This is a genomic window from Streptomyces sp. MUSC 14, assembly GCF_001866675.1.
GTDB lineage: Bacteria > Actinomycetota > Actinomycetes > Streptomycetales > Streptomycetaceae > Streptomyces.
The window spans coordinates 84,011-98,252 of the sequence record NZ_MLYN01000022.1 but is presented as its reverse complement, the minus strand read 5'-3'; the positions used below and the strand labels follow the sequence as shown (position 1 = coordinate 98,252).

The following is a 14,242-nucleotide window of genomic DNA, read 5'->3' as shown; positions in this document are numbered from 1 at the left end:
CTCCGCTTCTCTCACGGAGGAGGCCATTCGATGAACAATCGGTAACCGCGGTTACCGACGGTAATGATCAGCCGCCGGCGACCGCCGGAATGATGGAGACACCGGCGCCGTCCGGGGTCGCGGTTTCCAGGCCCTGTTCGAAGCGCACGTCGTCGTCATTGACGTACACGTTCACGAACCGGCGCAGCTTGCCCTGGTCGTCCAGGACCCGGGCGGCGATCCCGGTGTGGTTCTTCTCCAGGTCCTCGATGACCTGGGCGAGGGTCGCGCCCTCGGCGGCGACCTCGGCCTGGCCGCCGGTGTAGGTGCGCAGGATGGTGGGGATGCGAACGGTCACGCTCATGCGAGGCCAGCCTCTCGGAAGGAGTCCAGGGTCGGACGGATGGTGGCGGTGAGACCCGTGCCGGCCACCGCGTCGAGGGTCTTCAGGCCGTCGCCGGTGTTGAGGACGACCGTGGTCTTCGTCGGGTCCAGGACACCGGCCTCGACCAGCTTGCGGGTGACGCCGACCGTCACGCCGCCCGCCGTCTCGGCGAAGATGCCCTCGGTGCGGGCCAGCAGCTTGATCGCGTCGACGACTTCCTCGTCCGTCACGTCCTCCACCGCACCGCCGGTGCGGCGGGCGATGTCCAGCACGTACGGCCCGTCGGCCGGGTTGCCGATGGCGAGGGACTTGGCGATGGTGTTCGGCTTCTGCGGGCGGACCACGTCGTGCCCGGCCTTGAAGGCCGTCGACACCGGCGAGCAGCCCTCGGCCTGCGCACCGAAGATCTTGTACGGCCTGTCCTCGACCAGCCCGAGCCCGATCAGCTCCTTCAGCCCCTTGTCGATCTTCGTCAGCTGGGAGCCGGAGGCGATCGGGATCACGATCTGGTCCGGCAGCCGCCAGCCGAGCTGCTCGCAGATCTCGTACGCCAGCGTCTTGGAGCCCTCGGCGTAGTACGGCCGCAGGTTGACGTTGACGAAGCCCCAGCCCTCGCCGGCCGGGTCGCCGATCAGCTCGGAGCAGAAGCGGTTCACGTCGTCGTAGTTGCCCTCGATGCCGACGAGCTCGCCGCCGTAGACCGCGGCCATGACGATCTTGCCCTGCTCCAGGTCGTGCGGGATGAACACGCAGGAGCGGAAGCCGGCGCGGGCGGCGGCGGCGCCGACGGCACCGGCCAGGTTGCCCGTGGAGGAGCAGGACAGGGTGGTGAAGCCGAAGGCGCGGGCGGCCTCCAGGGCCTGGGCGACGACGCGGTCCTTGAAGGAGTGCGTCGGGTTGCCGGAGTCGTCCTTGACGAACAGGCCACCGGTGATGCCCAGTTCGCGGGCGAGGTTGTCGGCCTTGACGAGCTTGGTCCAGCCGGGGTTGATGTTCGGCTTGTCGGCGACGTCGGCCGGGACGGGCAGCAGGGGGGCGTACCGCCAGATGTTCGCGGGGCCGGCCTCGATGCGGGCCCGCAGTTCCTCGGTGCCGTAGGCCGAGAAGTCGTAGGCGATCTCCAGCGGGCCGAAACACTCCTCGCACGCGAAGACCGGGCCGAGCGGGACACGGTGACCGCACTCGCGACAGCTCAGCGCCGCGGCCGGACCGAGGTCGACGGGGGAGGTGGAGGTGCTTGCAACTGTCTGCACAGCCATGGAGGCGAGGCCCTTTCTCCTCATCTTCCTCACGACGCATCTCGCCGTGAGACGGATTTGGCACCTTCCCTAGCCGGGAGCCTCGCCACGTCAACGTGACAAGAACCGACTGGAGGGTTGCCGGGGCTTCATCGGGCCGTGTCCCTCTGCCCCTCTGGATGAGCGGTATGCGGTTGTATGAGCAGTTGTACGCACGAATCGTGCTGCGCGCGCGACCCCGACATGCGATGGTCACCGGCGTTGTTCAAGACTGTAACCGAAGGCCAGGACAGTTGAGATAGTCGTCCGAACCGCGAGATGGATCACACAGCCACCACCTGTGATCACGAACAGTGAGGAGCCGCAGAGCGTGCTGGAAGAAGTAGAGCGCTGGCTGGCCACCCACTCCTGGTCCGTGACCGACCGCCCGCTCCAGCGGATACTGGCCGCCAAGCAGCGTACGGGGCAGACGATCAGCGTCGTGCTGCCCGCGCTCGACGAGGAGGAGACCGTCGGCGACATCGTCACGGTCATCCGGCGCGAGCTGGTCGAGCGGGTCCCGCTCGTCGACGAGCTCGTCGTCGTCGACTCCGGCTCCACCGACCGCACCTCCGAGGTGGCCGCCGCCGCGGGCGCCCGGGTCGTCCACCGGGACACGATCCTGCCGCGCATCCCGGCCGTCCCCGGCAAGGGCGAGGTGCTGTGGCGCTCGCTCCTCGTGACCCGCGGCGACATCATCTGCTTCGTCGACGCCGACCTGCGCGAGTTCTCCGCCGACTTCGTCTCCGGCATCGTCGGCCCCCTCCTCACCGACCCCGGGATCTCGCTGGTGAAGGCCATGTACGACCGTCCGCTCGCCGGTGCCGCCGGGCAGGGCGGCCGGGTCACCGAGCTGATGGCCCGCCCGCTGCTCAACATGCACTGGCCGCAGCTGGCCGGATTCGTGCAGCCGCTGGGCGGCGAGTACGCGGCCCGGCGCGGCCTGCTGGAACAGCTCCCCTTCCCCGTCGGCTACGGCGTGGAACTGGGCATGCTGGTGGACGCGCTGCATCTGGCGGGGCTGGACGCCCTCGCCCAGGTGGACGTCGGGGTCCGCAAGCACCGGCACCAGGACGGGCAGGCTCTCGGCCGGATGGCCGCCGCGATCTACCGCACCGCCCAGCTCCGGCTGGCCCGGGGCCATCTGATCCGCCCCGCCCTGACCCAGTTCGAACGGGACGAGGACGGCTTCGCGCCACGGACGTACTCCGTGGACACCGAGGAACGGCCGCCGATGGTGGAGATCGCGGAGTACGCCGAGCGCCGGGTGGCGTGAGGGGGTGGCCTGACTTCGCCGGTGCTTCGTATACGGCGAGGGCGTCGGGCGTGGCCGTACGTTTGAGCGTTTCCGGGCCGGGCTAGGTTGAGGACCATGGCTTCCACCGGTGGTGCCGAGGTGTTGGTCGCGTCCAATCGCGGCCCGGTTTCGTACACGCTCGACGCGGACGGCGAGGGCGGCTCGCTGCGGGCCAGGCGGGGCGGCGGGGGGCTGGTCTCGGGGCTGTCGGCCATCGGCTCGGACGCCCGTGCCGTCTGGGTGTGCGCGGCGCTCGGTGACGGCGACCGGGAGGCCGTACGGCAGGCGGGCGGCGGGCTGCTGCCGGACGGGGACACCGGCGGGCAGCGGGTGCGGATGCTGGACATCGACCCGGCCGTGCACGCCGACGCGTACAACGGCATCGCCAACTCCGTGCTCTGGTTCGTCCACCACATGCTGTACCAGACCCCGCTGGAACCGGTCTTCGACGCGGAGTTCCGCCGGCAGTGGGCGTCGTACGAGGCCTACAACCGCGCGTTCGCCGAGGCACTGGCCGAGGAGGCCGCCGAGGGGGCGGCCGTACTGGTGCAGGACTACCACCTGTGCCTCGCGCCCGGCATGCTCCGCGGCCTCCGCCCCGACCTGCGCATCGGCCACTTCTCGCACACCCCCTGGGCCCCGCCGGACTACTTCCGCCTGCTGCCCGACGACATCGCCGCCGCCCTGCTGAACGGCATGCTGGGCGCGGACCGGGCGGCCTTCCTGACCCGGCGCTGGGCGGACGCGTTCACGGCGTGCTGCACGGCGGTGCTGGGTCCCGACAGCCTCTCGGGTACGGCGATCGGAGTGCACGGGCTCGGCGCGGACGCGGACTTCCTGCGCGAGCGGGCGCACCGGCCGGACGTGGCCGAACGGATGGCCGCGCTGCGGGCGGAGATCGGCGCGGGTCGCCGGACGATCGTCCGGGTGGACCGCACCGAGCTGTCCAAGAACATCGTGCGCGGACTGCTGGCGTACCGGCAGCTGCTCGACGACCACCCCGAGTGGCGCGAGAACGTCGTCCACGTGGCGTTCGCGTACCCGTCCCGGCAGGACCTCGCGGTGTACCGGGACTACACGGCCGAGGTGCAGCGGGTCGCCGACGACATCAACTCCCGCTACGGGACGGCTGGTTGGACCCCGGTCGTGCTCCACGTCAAGGACGACTTCGCGCGCTCACTGGCCGCGTACCGCCTCGCCGACGTCGCTCTGGTCAACCCCATCCGGGACGGCATGAACCTGGTCGCCAAGGAGGTGCCGGTGCTCTCCGAGGAGGGCTGCGCGCTGGTGCTGTCACGGGAGGCCGGGGCGTACGAGGAGCTGCGCGCCGACGCGTTCACGGTGAACCCCTACGACGTACTGGAGACCGCGCGCGCCCTGCACGAGGCGCTGTCGCTGGGGCCGGAGGAGCGGGCGGACCGCGCCAAGAGACTGGCGACGGCGGCCACCGCGCTGCCCCCGGCCCAGTGGTTCATGGACCAGCTGCGGGCGCTGGAGGAACGTCAGCCGGGCTGATCGGCTGCCAGCTGATCGGCGAGGGCGCCCAGCAGGTGTACGACGCCGGCGGGGCCGTCGACGACCACGTCGGCCCGCTCCGCCAGTTCCGTGACCTCGCTGCTGCCGCTGCACACCAGGAGGCCGGGGACGCCGTCGGCGCGGAGCCGTTCGACGGCGGCGTAGGCGGGGAGGTCGCCGAGGTCGTCGCCGGCGTAGAGGACCGAGCCGGCGCCGGTCCTGCGGACGTACTCGGCGAGGGCGACGCCCTTGTCCATGCCGGGCGGGCGCAGTTCCAGGACCAGGCGGCCGGGTTCCACGACCAGGCCGTGGCGGGTGGCGAGGTCGGTGAGGGGGCCGCGCAGGGTCTCGAAGGCTGCCTCCGGGTCGGTGGCGCGGCGGGTGTGGACGGCGACGGCCCGCCCCTTCTCCTCGATCCAGGTGCCGGGCCAGGCGCCGGCGCGGTCCAGGACGCCCGGCAGCTCGGCGCGGACGGCGGCGACGCCGGGGTGCGGGGCGGGGGCGGTGACCGTGCCGGTGACGGCGTCCCAGCGTTCGGCGCCGTAGTGGCCGAGGACGGTGAGGTGGTCCAGGCCCGGGACACCGGCGAAGCCGCCGTAGCGGACGGCGACACCGGCGGGGCGGCCGGTGATCACGGCGACGGCGGCGACCTTGGGGGCGAGCCGGGCGAGGGCCGGTACGGCGTCGGGGTGGGCGCGGGCCTGCTCGGGGTCGGCGACGATGGGGGCGAGGGTGCCGTCGAAGTCGAGACCGACGATCGCGGTGCGCGGCTTCGCGAGGAGCGCGGCGAGTCCGTCCCGGCCGGGCTGGGTCTGCGGGGTCGGCAGAGGGTCCATGGACCGACACTATCCAGCACGGCCCGCTGTCACTCCTGGGGCTCCGCCCCAGACCCCGCCACGCCCACCCGCCGGGCCTGCCGGGACCGCGCGCAACCGGTGGGTGAGTGGGCAGAGTCAGCGGGAGGAGCGGTGCTGGTCGCGGACTCGGCGCAGGCGGTTGACCGTCACCGGGTCGTGGGCCAGGGCACGTTCGTCGTCCAGGAGGGAGTTCAGGAGTTGGTAGTAGCGGACCGGGGCCAGGTCGAGTTCCTCTCGGATGGCCCGTTCCTTCGCACCGGGGCCTGCGAAGCTCCGGCGCTCGAGCGCGAGGATCGACTTTTCCCGGGTGCCCAGTTCCATGAAGTCACCGTAGCGCTCAGTTCTTCGCGCTGCTGTCCGCCGCCGTGGCCGTCGCCTGGAGCCGGGTGAGGACGCCGGAGGGGTCGCCGCCGGGCGCGACGGCCTGGCCGATGTTCTGCTTCACGGCCGCGGCGACCGCCGCCCAGGACGTCTTGCCGACCGGGTACAGCTCGGAGGTGGGCAGCTGGTCCAGGAAGGGGTGCAGGGCCTTGTCGGGGGCGGCGTCCGACGCGCTCATCGCCGTCGAGGCGGAGCCCGTGACCGGCAGCAGCCCGTAGTCGCGGGAGAAGGCGAGGACGTTCTTCTCGCTGTAGACGAAGTTCAGGAAGTCGCCGACCTGGTCGCGGTGGCCGTTCTGCTTGAACGCCATCATCCAGTCGGCCACGCCCATCGCCGCCCGCGGCGTGCCGGTGCGCCCCGGCATCGGCACCATCCCGAACTGCACGCCCTTCTGCTGCGCCTGCTGGATCAGCGTGGGGTGCCCGTTGAGCATGCCGACCTGGCCGTTCGCGAACGCGGCGAAGGCGTCCGCGCGGTTGAGCCTGCCGGGCGCGACCGGCCCGGTCAGGCCCTTGCCGACCAGGTCGTCCTTGAGCCAGGTGAAGGTGTCCACGTTCTGCGCGGAGTCGATGGTGTAGGTGCCGACGTCGTCGGTGTAGCCGTTGCCGCCGTCGGAGCCGGCCCCGCTCAGCAGCCACTGCATCGTCTCCGCCTGGGCCTCCTCGGGCCCGAGCGGCAGCGCGACCGGGTACTTCACGCCCTTGTCCTTGAGCGCCTTGGCGTCCGAGGCCAGCTCGTCCCAGGTGGTGGGCGGGGTGGTGATGCCGGCCTTGGCGAAAAGGGTCTTGTTGTAGAAGAGCACGCGCGTGGAGGCTCCGAAGGGGATGCCGTACTGCGTGTGGTTCCACTGGCCCGCGTCGGAGAGCTGGGAGAGGAAGTCGGCCTGCGTGCGGATGGTGAGGAGGTCGGAGGCCGGGTAGAGCTTGCCGGCGGCCGCGTAGTCGGCGTAGGCGCCGATCTGGGCGAGATCGGGAGCGTGGCCGTCGGCCACCATCTCCTTCACCTTGGCGTCGACGTCGTTCCAGGAGTAGACGCTGACCTCGACCTTCACGCCGGAGTGCTGGGCCTCGTACGCCTGGACAACGCTGTCCCAGTACTTCTTGGAGCTGTTCTTGGGGGAGTCGCCGTAGTCGGCGGCCACGAGTCTGAGGGTCACGCCGGACGAACCCGTGCTCCCGCAGCCCCCCAGGAGCGCCGTCATGCCCATGGCAGAAACTGCCGCGATCGTTCCTGCCGTACCCCGACGCACCCTCAACGCCCCAACCCTGCCGTCTGACCGTTCAATATATGGACACATAAGGTCTACACCACGTGAGTGGACTAGACCTCTCGCGGGTACGCGGGCCACACTAGGGCCGTGGTGAGACATGTCATCGCCCTCGACGTGGGCGGTACCGGGATGAAGGCCGCCCTCGTCGGCGACGACGGCGAGCTGCTCCACCGCGCCCGCCGCGCCACCGGCCGCGAGCGCGGACCGGACGCGGTGGTGGCGACGATCCTCGACTTCGCCGCCGAACTGCGCGCGTACGGCGTCGAGCGCTACGGCACCCCCGCGCGCGCCGCCGGCATCGCGGTCCCCGGCATCGTCGACGAGGAGCGGGGCATCGCCGCCTACGCCGCCAACCTCGGCTGGCGCGACGTACCCCTGCGCGCCCTGCTCGCCGAGCGGCTCGGCATCCCCGTCGCCCTCGGGCACGACGTGCGCACCGGCGGGCTCGCCGAGGGCCGGATCGGCGCGGGCAAGGGCGCCGACCGGTTCCTGTTCGTCCCGCTCGGCACCGGGATCGCGGGTGCCATCGGCATCGACGGCCGGGTCGAGGCGGGCGCGCACGGCTTCGCCGGCGAGATCGGGCATGTCGTCGTACGGCCGTCCGGCACCCCCTGCCCGTGCGGGCAGCACGGCTGTCTGGAGCGGTACGCCTCCGCGTCCGCCGTCAGCGAGGCCTGGGCGGCGGCCTGCGGGGACCCGGACGCGGACGCGGCCGACTGCGCGAAGGCCGTCGCGTCCGGTGACCCGAACGCCGTCCGGGTCTGGCAGCGGGCGGTGGACGCCCTGGCCGACGGCCTGGTCACCGCGCTCACCCTGCTGGACCCGCGCACACTGATCATCGGTGGCGGTCTGGCCGAGGCGGGGGAAGTGTTGTTCTCACCGCTGCGCGACGCCGTCCGGCGCCGGGTCACCTTCCAGAGACTGCCGGCCATCGTCCCCGCCGCCCTCGGCGACACGGCGGGCTGCCTGGGCGCGGGCCTGCTGGCCCGCGACCTGCTCACCACCACCACTTCTACGACTCCGGAGGTAGGCGCCTGATGGCTCCCAGCTTGGTTCTCACAGGTGCTCGGGTGGTGCTGCCCGGCGGAGTGGTGGACGACGGGCGCGTGTCCGTGGAGGGTACGAGGATCACGGCGACGGCCGCCGAGAGCGCCCGTGCCGTCGACCTCAGCGGCCACTGGGTCCTCCCCGGCTTCGTGGACATCCACAACCACGGCGGCGGCGGAGCCTCCTTCTCCGGCACGGCCGAGGACGTCCTCACGGCGATCCACACCCACCGCACCCACGGCACCACCACCCTGGTGGCCTCCACCGTCACCGACGAGATGGACCTCCTGGCGACGCAGGCCGGGCTGCTGAGCGAGCTGGCCGAGCAGGGCGAGATCGCCGGCATCCACTTCGAGGGGCCGTTCATCTCGCCGTGCCGCAAGGGCGCGCACTCCGAGGAGCTGCTGCGCGACCCGGACCCGGCCGAGGTCCGCAAGCTGATCGACGCGGCGCGCGGCAAGGCGAAGATGGTCACCCTCGCCACCGAACTGCCCGGCGGCGTCGACTCCGTACGGCTGCTCGCCGAGCACGGCGTGATCGCGGCCGTCGGGCACACGGACGCGACGTACGAGCAGACGGTCGAGGCGATCGACGCGGGCGCCACGGTCGCCACCCACCTCTTCAACGCGATGCCCCCGGTCGGCCACCGCTCCCCCGGCCCGATCACGGCCCTGCTGGAGGACGAGCGGGTCACGGTCGAGCTGATCAACGACGGCACGCACCTCCACCCCGCCGCGCTGGAGCTGGCCTTCCACCACGCGGGCGCCTCCCGCGTCGCCTTCATCACGGACGCCATGGACGCGGCCGGCGCCGGTGACGGCCGCTATCTGCTCGGCCCGCTGGAGGTCGAGGTCAGCGAGGGCGTGGCCCGGCTGGTGCACGGCGGTTCGATCGCGGGCTCCACGCTGACCCTGGACCGCGCGTTCCGGCGGGCGGTGACGATCGACCGGCTGTCCGTCGAGGACGCGGTGACGGCCCTGTCCGTGAACCCGGCCCGGCTGCTCGGCCTGTCCGACCGCATCGGTTCGCTGGAGCCCGGCAAGGACGCGGACCTGGTCGTGTTCGACGCGGACTTCGCCCTCAAGGGTGTGATGCGGCGCGGCGAATGGGTGGTGGTACCGCCCCAACTGGCGTGATCTGCCCGTCTTTTCCCCGGACGGCGGCCGACTCCTGACTGGGCCGGCCGCCGTCTCTTTGGCATGATCGGGCCCCGGCGGACGATGACGGGCGCGACGACACGCGCAGGGAACTTCGAGGGAGGCGGCCCGGGTGATCCTCACGGTCACGCTGAACACCGCTCTCGACCTGACCTATCGCGTCCGGTCGCTGCGGCCGCACGCCTCGCACCGGGTCTCGGAGGTCATCGAGCGGCCGGGCGGCAAGGGCGTGAACGTGGCCCGGGTGCTGGCCGCGCTGGGCCACGAGGTGACGGTGACGGGCTTCGCGGGCGGCGGCACCGGGCGCGCGGTGCGCGACATGCTCTCCGACGTCCCCCGCCTGACGGACGCGCTGCTCCCGGCCGCGGGGGCGACGCGGCGCACGATCGCCGTCGTGGACGAACTGTCGGGCGACACGACCCAGTTGAACGAGCCGGGCCCCCAGATCAGCCCCGCCGAATGGGGCACCTTCCTCGACCGCTACGAGGAGTTGCTGCCCGGCGCCTCGGCGGTGGCCCTGTGCGGCAGCCTCCCCCCGGGAGTGCCGGTCGGGGCGTACGGGAACCTGGTCCGGGCCGCCCGCTCCGCCGGCGTCCCGGTGCTGCTGGACACCAGCGGCGAGCCGCTGCGCCGCGGGGTCGCCGCCCGCCCCGACATCGTGAAACCGAACGCCGACGAACTGGCCGAACTGACCGGATCCCACGATCCGTCGCGCGCCACCCAGGACGCCCGCCGGCGCGGCGCCCACGCGGTCGTCGCCTCCCTCGGCCCCCAGGGCCTCCTGGCCGCCACCCCGGAGGGCAGCTGGCACGCGGTCCCGCCCGCCCCCGAGCACGGCAACCCGACGGGCGCCGGCGACTCGGCGGTGGCGGGCCTGCTCTCGGGGCTCGTCGACCAACTCCCCTGGCCGGACCGGCTGGTCCGCGCGGTCGCGTTGTCGGCGGCGACGGTACGGGCGGCTGCGGCGGGCGAGTTCGACCACGCGGCCTACGAGAAACTCCTGGCGCAGGTGTCGGTGACGGCGGCGTGAAGGCAACAAGAGCCTGACGACGGTGGCCGTGGCAGGTGCTCTGCCGGCCGACGCCTACGGGGATCGAGGTCTACGCCCAGTAGTGCCGAGGCCTTCACAGCGGATGTGGCGACCTCGGCGGCTGCCGGGGTCGCCCCACCGCTCCGGGGCTCAGCCGCCGGAACCGACCCAGCCCTTCACCAGCCACACCTGGTCGATGAGGGCGTCGCACTGGTCGCCCTGCTCGCACGAGAGCTTGATGGTGTTCGAGCCCTTGTTGAGCTGGACATAGCTGAACGTCTTCGTCCAGCCCTTCTCGTAGTCGCCCGCCGCGCCGTGCGACCAGTTCTTCAGGCCGACCGGCGAATCGGAAGCCGTCCCGTTGACCGTGATGGTGGCGGTGGCGTCCTTGCCGGGAACGCTGTAGCCGACGTAGACACTGTATTTACCGGCCTCGGGGACGTCGTTGACGGTCCAGGTGAGCGAGGCTCCGACCTTGTTGAAGCCCGCCACGTAGGTCCCGCCGGCCGCTGACGCCCCCTTGACGCCCGAGGCCGTGGACGCGCCGCCCGCCAGCTGGAGATCCTTCGCGTCGCTCTTCGGCAGGTCCCCCGACGCGCTGCTGCTCGCCGACTGGCTCGGCTGGGAGCTCTGCGAGGCGGACGGCGCGCCCGAGGCGCCGCCGCCCGCCTTGTTGTCCGAGGAGTTGCCGTTCAGCATCGCCACGCCGATCCCTATGACGACCGCCGCGACGACCGCGATCGCGCCGATCAGCAGACCCTTGGTGTTGGGGCCGCGGCGCGGCGGGGCCGGCTGGGGGGTGCGGGTGGTGGAGGCGGGGCCGCCCGGGAGGGTCTCCGGGGCCTGGTAGTGGGTGTTCGGCTGGCCGTAGGCGCCCTGCTGCGGCACCTGGCCGTAAGCGGGCGGCTGCTGCTGGCCGTACTGGCGCTCGCCGACGGCACGCACCCTGCTGACCGAGTTCGGGTAGCCGTAACCGCCGGACGGCGGCTGGGCTCCTCTGGCCTGGCCGTCGGCGTACAGATAGCCGAAGGGGTCGTCTTCCTCGGGCGTGCTCGCGCCGTTGTCGCCGGGCGTCATCCCTGGTACTCCTCAGCAGGTGCGGGCGGATGCGATAGGGGGCATGGATCAGCGAGCCTACCCGCTCTCACTGAGCCAAACGGGTGACTCGTACCGCATCAACTCGCTGACCTGCGGATCATCCCGCGCGTCGGTGCTGTTTGGGACGAGATCGTTTCTCTACGTACATCCGCTCGTCGGCTGACTTCAACACCTCGTCCGCGGTCATGCCGCAGTGCGCCCACCCGATGCCGAAACTCGCGCCCACCCGCACGGCCCGGCCCTCGGCCCGGATCGGCTGGATGATCTCGTTGCGCAGCCGTACGGCGAGGTCCTGGGCGTCGGCCCGGCCGAGGCCGTCGGCGAGGATCACGAACTCGTCGCCGCCGAGGCGGGCGACCGTGTCGCCGTCGCGGACGCCGCGGGTGAGGCGCCGGGCGACCTCGATGAGGACCGCGTCGCCGGCGTTGTGGCCGAAGCGGTCGTTGATGGACTTGAAGCCGTCGAGGTCGCAGAAGAGCACCGCGAGGCCCTTGGTGCCGTCGTCGCGGCCCTCCTCCGGGGCGACCGTGTGCACGTGGTGGTCGAAGGCGTCGTAGCCCTCCGTGCCCGGCCGGAAGTCGAAACCGCCGTGGCCGCCGCCGTGGCCGCCCGGGGCGTCGAAGACGGGGAGGCCGTAGGCCGCGTCCAGGGATTCCAGGTCGCCGGGCTCGGAGGGGCGCCGGCACAGGCGGGCCGACAGGCGCGAGCGCAGCTCGGCGGAGTTCGGCAGGCCGGTGAGGGAGTCGTGCGAGGCGCGGTGGGCGAGCTGCAGTTCGCGCCGCTTGCGCTCCTCTATGTCCTCGACGTGGGTGAGGAGGAAGCGGGGGCCGTCGGCGGCGTCGGCCACCACGCTGTTGCGCAGCGACACCCAGACGTACGTGCCGTCGCGGCGGCCGAGGCGCAGCTCCGCGCGGCCGCCCTCGGCGGAGGTCCGCAGCAGCGTGCCGATGTCCTCGGGGTGGACGAGGTCGGAGAAGGAGTAGCGGCGCATCGCGGAGGCCGGGCGGCCCAGCAGCCGGCACAAGGCGTCGTTGGTGCGCAGGATGCGGCCGTGCTGGTCGCCGCCCATCTCGGCGATGGCCATGCCGGAGGGGGCGTACTCGAAGGCCTGCCGGAAGGATTCCTCGCTGGCGCGCAGGGCCTGCTGCTCGCGCTCCAGGCGGACCAGGGCGCGCTGCATGTTGGCGCGCAGCCGGGCGTTGCTGATGGCGATGGCGGCCTGGAAGGCGTACATCTGCAGGGCTTCGCGGCCCCAGGCGCCCGGGCGGCGGCCGTTGCGCGGCCGGTCCACGGACAGGACGCCGAGCAGCTCGCCGGAGGAGCCGCCCTGCACGCCGGGCGTGTACATGGGGGCGAAGAGGCGGTCCGAGGGGTGCCACTCGTCCTCGAAGCGCGGCATGGGGCCGTCGGTGTACCACTGGGGGACGTCGTCGTCGTCCAGTACCCAGCCCTCGGTGTGCGGTATGAAGACCAGGTCGCCCCAGCGCTCGCCCATGTGCAGCCGCCGGTCCCAGGACTCGCGGGAGCCGACCCGGCCGGTGATCAGGGCCTCGGCGGCGGAGTTACCGGCGAGGGCGGCGACGACGAGGTCGCTGTCCTGACGGACGAGGTTCACGCACGCCATCTCGTACCCGAGGGCCTGTACGACGCCGTCGGCGACCGTCTGCAAGGTGTCCGCCAGGCTGCGCGCCGTGTTCATGTCGGCCATGACCTGGTGCAGCTGCCGCAGGGACGCGAGACGGACATACGGCTCCGACTCAGTCTCCATGCCCGCCCTCCCCCCGCGACCTCACAGCGAATCAAGGGTTGTCTCAGCTTCCACGCCACTGAATCACAGCGCGCTGCTCACTCGGTACACAGGGTCAACAATTCTTGCCCCTTGTGACTCAAGTCACAGGTGAACGTGAACAATTGAGTGGAGTTTCTGCATTTGGCACGTGCAAATGCTGACCGCAGGCTGTGCGGGCGTGCCCACATGATGTCCATACGTGCCCCGTGGTCGTCCCTTGGTCCTAGGACCCGGCTCGGGCGCAGGCCCGATGTGGCCCGTGCGGGGCGGAGACTAGCGTTCCAGGCGTGCTGAAGACCGCCTCTCCCGCCACCCTCACCGCTTCCGGGCATGCTGAGGGGGTGAGCAACGACGAGTTCCGGGCCGCGATGTCCCGGCTGGCCGCGGGCGTGGTCCTGGTGACCGCGCAGGAACCGCCGCTCGACCCGGACGACCCGGGCGCGCCGGGCGTGGAGGACGTCGGCATGACCGCCACCGCCTTCCTGTCGGTCTCCCTCGACCCGCCGCTCGTCCTCGTCAGCCTGCGCGAGGGCTCCCGGATGGACGACCTGCTGGCCGAACAGCCCCTGTGGGCCGTGTCGGTGCTCACCGAGAGCCAGCGGCACATCGCCGGGCGCTTCGCGATGAAGGGCCGCATCAGCGACCGGCTCCTCTTCGAGGACATCCCCTGCGTCCGCGGCGAGGTGACCGGCGCACCCCTGGTGGGCGGCGCACTGGCCACGCTGGAGTGCCGCACCGAGGAACGGGTGAGCGCCGGGGACCACACCCTGGTCATCGGCCGCGTCCTCACCGCCCAGGTACCGAGCGCCGAGGGCGGCCCACTGCTGTACTTCCGGGGGCGGTACCGGCAGTTGGGCTGAGCCTGAGCCGACCGGCGGCGGAAGGGGGAGAGCCGGCGCCGGGAGAGGGGCCGCCGTCGGGCAGAGCGGCAGACGCGCCCGTCGGGCCCCGGGAGGGATAGCAGAGCCGCCACCGTCGGGACTGGGGGAGAGCCGCTGCCGGCAGGGGCGGCAGACCCGCCGCCGGGCCAGGGTGGTGGCAGAGCCGCCACCGTCGGGACTGGGGCAGGGCCGCCGCAGGGCAGGGCAGGGCGGCAGAGCCCTCGACCGTCGGTGCTCTGCCGGTTGCTGGCAGACCCTCCGGTCGCCAGGCTCCCGCCG

At 72.2% G+C, this 14,242-nt stretch carries 13 protein-coding genes and 1 riboswitch; of the genes, 6 read left to right on the top strand and 7 right to left on the bottom strand.

Annotation, left to right across the window (positions count from 1 at the left end):
* Positions 1-67: 67 nt before the first annotated feature.
* Together BIV25_RS13570 and thrC are read right to left on the bottom strand one after the other, a co-directional pair.
* Entirely contained in the window at positions 68-343 is a 276-nt protein-coding gene (locus BIV25_RS13570) for a MoaD/ThiS family protein (protein ID WP_071372534.1), read from the bottom strand.
* Positions 340-1,623 (bottom strand): threonine synthase, encoded by a 1,284-nt coding sequence (thrC, locus tag BIV25_RS13565; protein ID WP_071372533.1) that lies wholly within the window; start codon positions 1,621-1,623, stop codon positions 340-342. Before thrC ends, BIV25_RS13570 begins: the two co-directional genes overlap by 4 nt.
* Positions 1,624-1,640: 17 nt before the next feature.
* Positions 1,641-1,788, bottom strand: a riboswitch (SAM riboswitch).
* 184 nt (positions 1,789-1,972) lie between these two features.
* Between thrC and BIV25_RS13560 the strand changes: the two genes are divergently transcribed.
* Positions 1,973-2,917, top strand: a complete 945-nt coding sequence (locus BIV25_RS13560) for a glucosyl-3-phosphoglycerate synthase (RefSeq protein ID WP_071372640.1) — start codon at positions 1,973-1,975, stop codon at positions 2,915-2,917.
* Positions 2,918-3,013: 96 nt separating this feature from the next.
* The gene (locus BIV25_RS13555) at positions 3,014-4,453 is read left to right on the top strand and encodes a trehalose-6-phosphate synthase (protein ID WP_177235261.1); all 1,440 of its coding nucleotides are present in this window, start codon (positions 3,014-3,016) and stop codon (positions 4,451-4,453) included.
* On the opposite strand, the gene otsB is transcribed toward BIV25_RS13555, so the two are convergent.
* From otsB to BIV25_RS13540, 3 genes are all read right to left on the bottom strand, one after another.
* The gene (gene otsB, locus BIV25_RS13550) at positions 4,441-5,289 is read right to left on the bottom strand and encodes a trehalose-phosphatase (protein ID WP_071372532.1); all 849 of its coding nucleotides are present in this window, start codon (positions 5,287-5,289) and stop codon (positions 4,441-4,443) included. The genes BIV25_RS13555 and otsB overlap by 13 nt on opposite strands.
* Before the next feature lie 117 nt (positions 5,290-5,406).
* On the bottom strand, positions 5,407-5,631 hold the full coding sequence (locus tag BIV25_RS13545) for a DUF3263 domain-containing protein (RefSeq protein ID WP_071372531.1): 225 nt from the start codon (positions 5,629-5,631) through the stop codon (positions 5,407-5,409).
* Between the two features lie 16 nt (positions 5,632-5,647).
* The gene (locus BIV25_RS13540; protein WP_071372530.1) at positions 5,648-6,898 is read right to left on the bottom strand and encodes an extracellular solute-binding protein; all 1,251 of its coding nucleotides are present in this window, start codon (positions 6,896-6,898) and stop codon (positions 5,648-5,650) included.
* Positions 6,899-7,051: 153 nt separating this feature from the next.
* Between BIV25_RS13540 and BIV25_RS13535 the strand changes: the two genes are divergently transcribed.
* The 3 genes from BIV25_RS13535 (at position 7,052) to BIV25_RS13525 (ending at position 10,195) form a co-directional block, all read left to right on the top strand.
* Complete coding sequence (locus BIV25_RS13535; protein ID WP_177235272.1) at positions 7,052-7,999, top strand: ROK family protein; 948 nt, start codon at positions 7,052-7,054, stop codon at positions 7,997-7,999.
* Positions 7,999-9,144, top strand: a complete 1,146-nt coding sequence (gene nagA, locus BIV25_RS13530) for an N-acetylglucosamine-6-phosphate deacetylase (protein ID WP_071372528.1) — start codon at positions 7,999-8,001, stop codon at positions 9,142-9,144. Before BIV25_RS13535 ends, nagA begins: the two co-directional genes overlap by 1 nt.
* Before the next feature lie 133 nt (positions 9,145-9,277).
* Positions 9,278-10,195, top strand: a complete 918-nt coding sequence (locus tag BIV25_RS13525) for a 1-phosphofructokinase family hexose kinase (protein WP_071372527.1) — start codon at positions 9,278-9,280, stop codon at positions 10,193-10,195.
* A 150-nt stretch (positions 10,196-10,345) separates the two neighbouring features.
* Here the strand turns inward: BIV25_RS13525 and BIV25_RS13520 are convergent, their stop codons facing one another.
* Together BIV25_RS13520 and cdgB are read right to left on the bottom strand one after the other, a co-directional pair.
* Positions 10,346-11,272, bottom strand: coding sequence for a CBM35 domain-containing protein (locus BIV25_RS13520; RefSeq protein WP_071372526.1), 927 nt, complete (start codon positions 11,270-11,272; stop codon positions 10,346-10,348).
* Between the two features lie 118 nt (positions 11,273-11,390).
* A complete protein-coding gene (cdgB, locus tag BIV25_RS13515; RefSeq protein WP_071372525.1) occupies positions 11,391-13,061 on the bottom strand; it encodes a diguanylate cyclase CdgB in 1,671 nt (556 codons plus the stop codon).
* A gap of 308 nt (positions 13,062-13,369) precedes the next feature.
* Here cdgB and BIV25_RS13510 point away from each other — a divergent pair, with 308 nt between their 5' ends.
* Positions 13,370-13,942, top strand: a complete 573-nt coding sequence (locus BIV25_RS13510) for a flavin reductase family protein (RefSeq protein ID WP_071372524.1) — start codon at positions 13,370-13,372, stop codon at positions 13,940-13,942.
* Positions 13,943-14,242 lie beyond the last annotated feature (300 nt).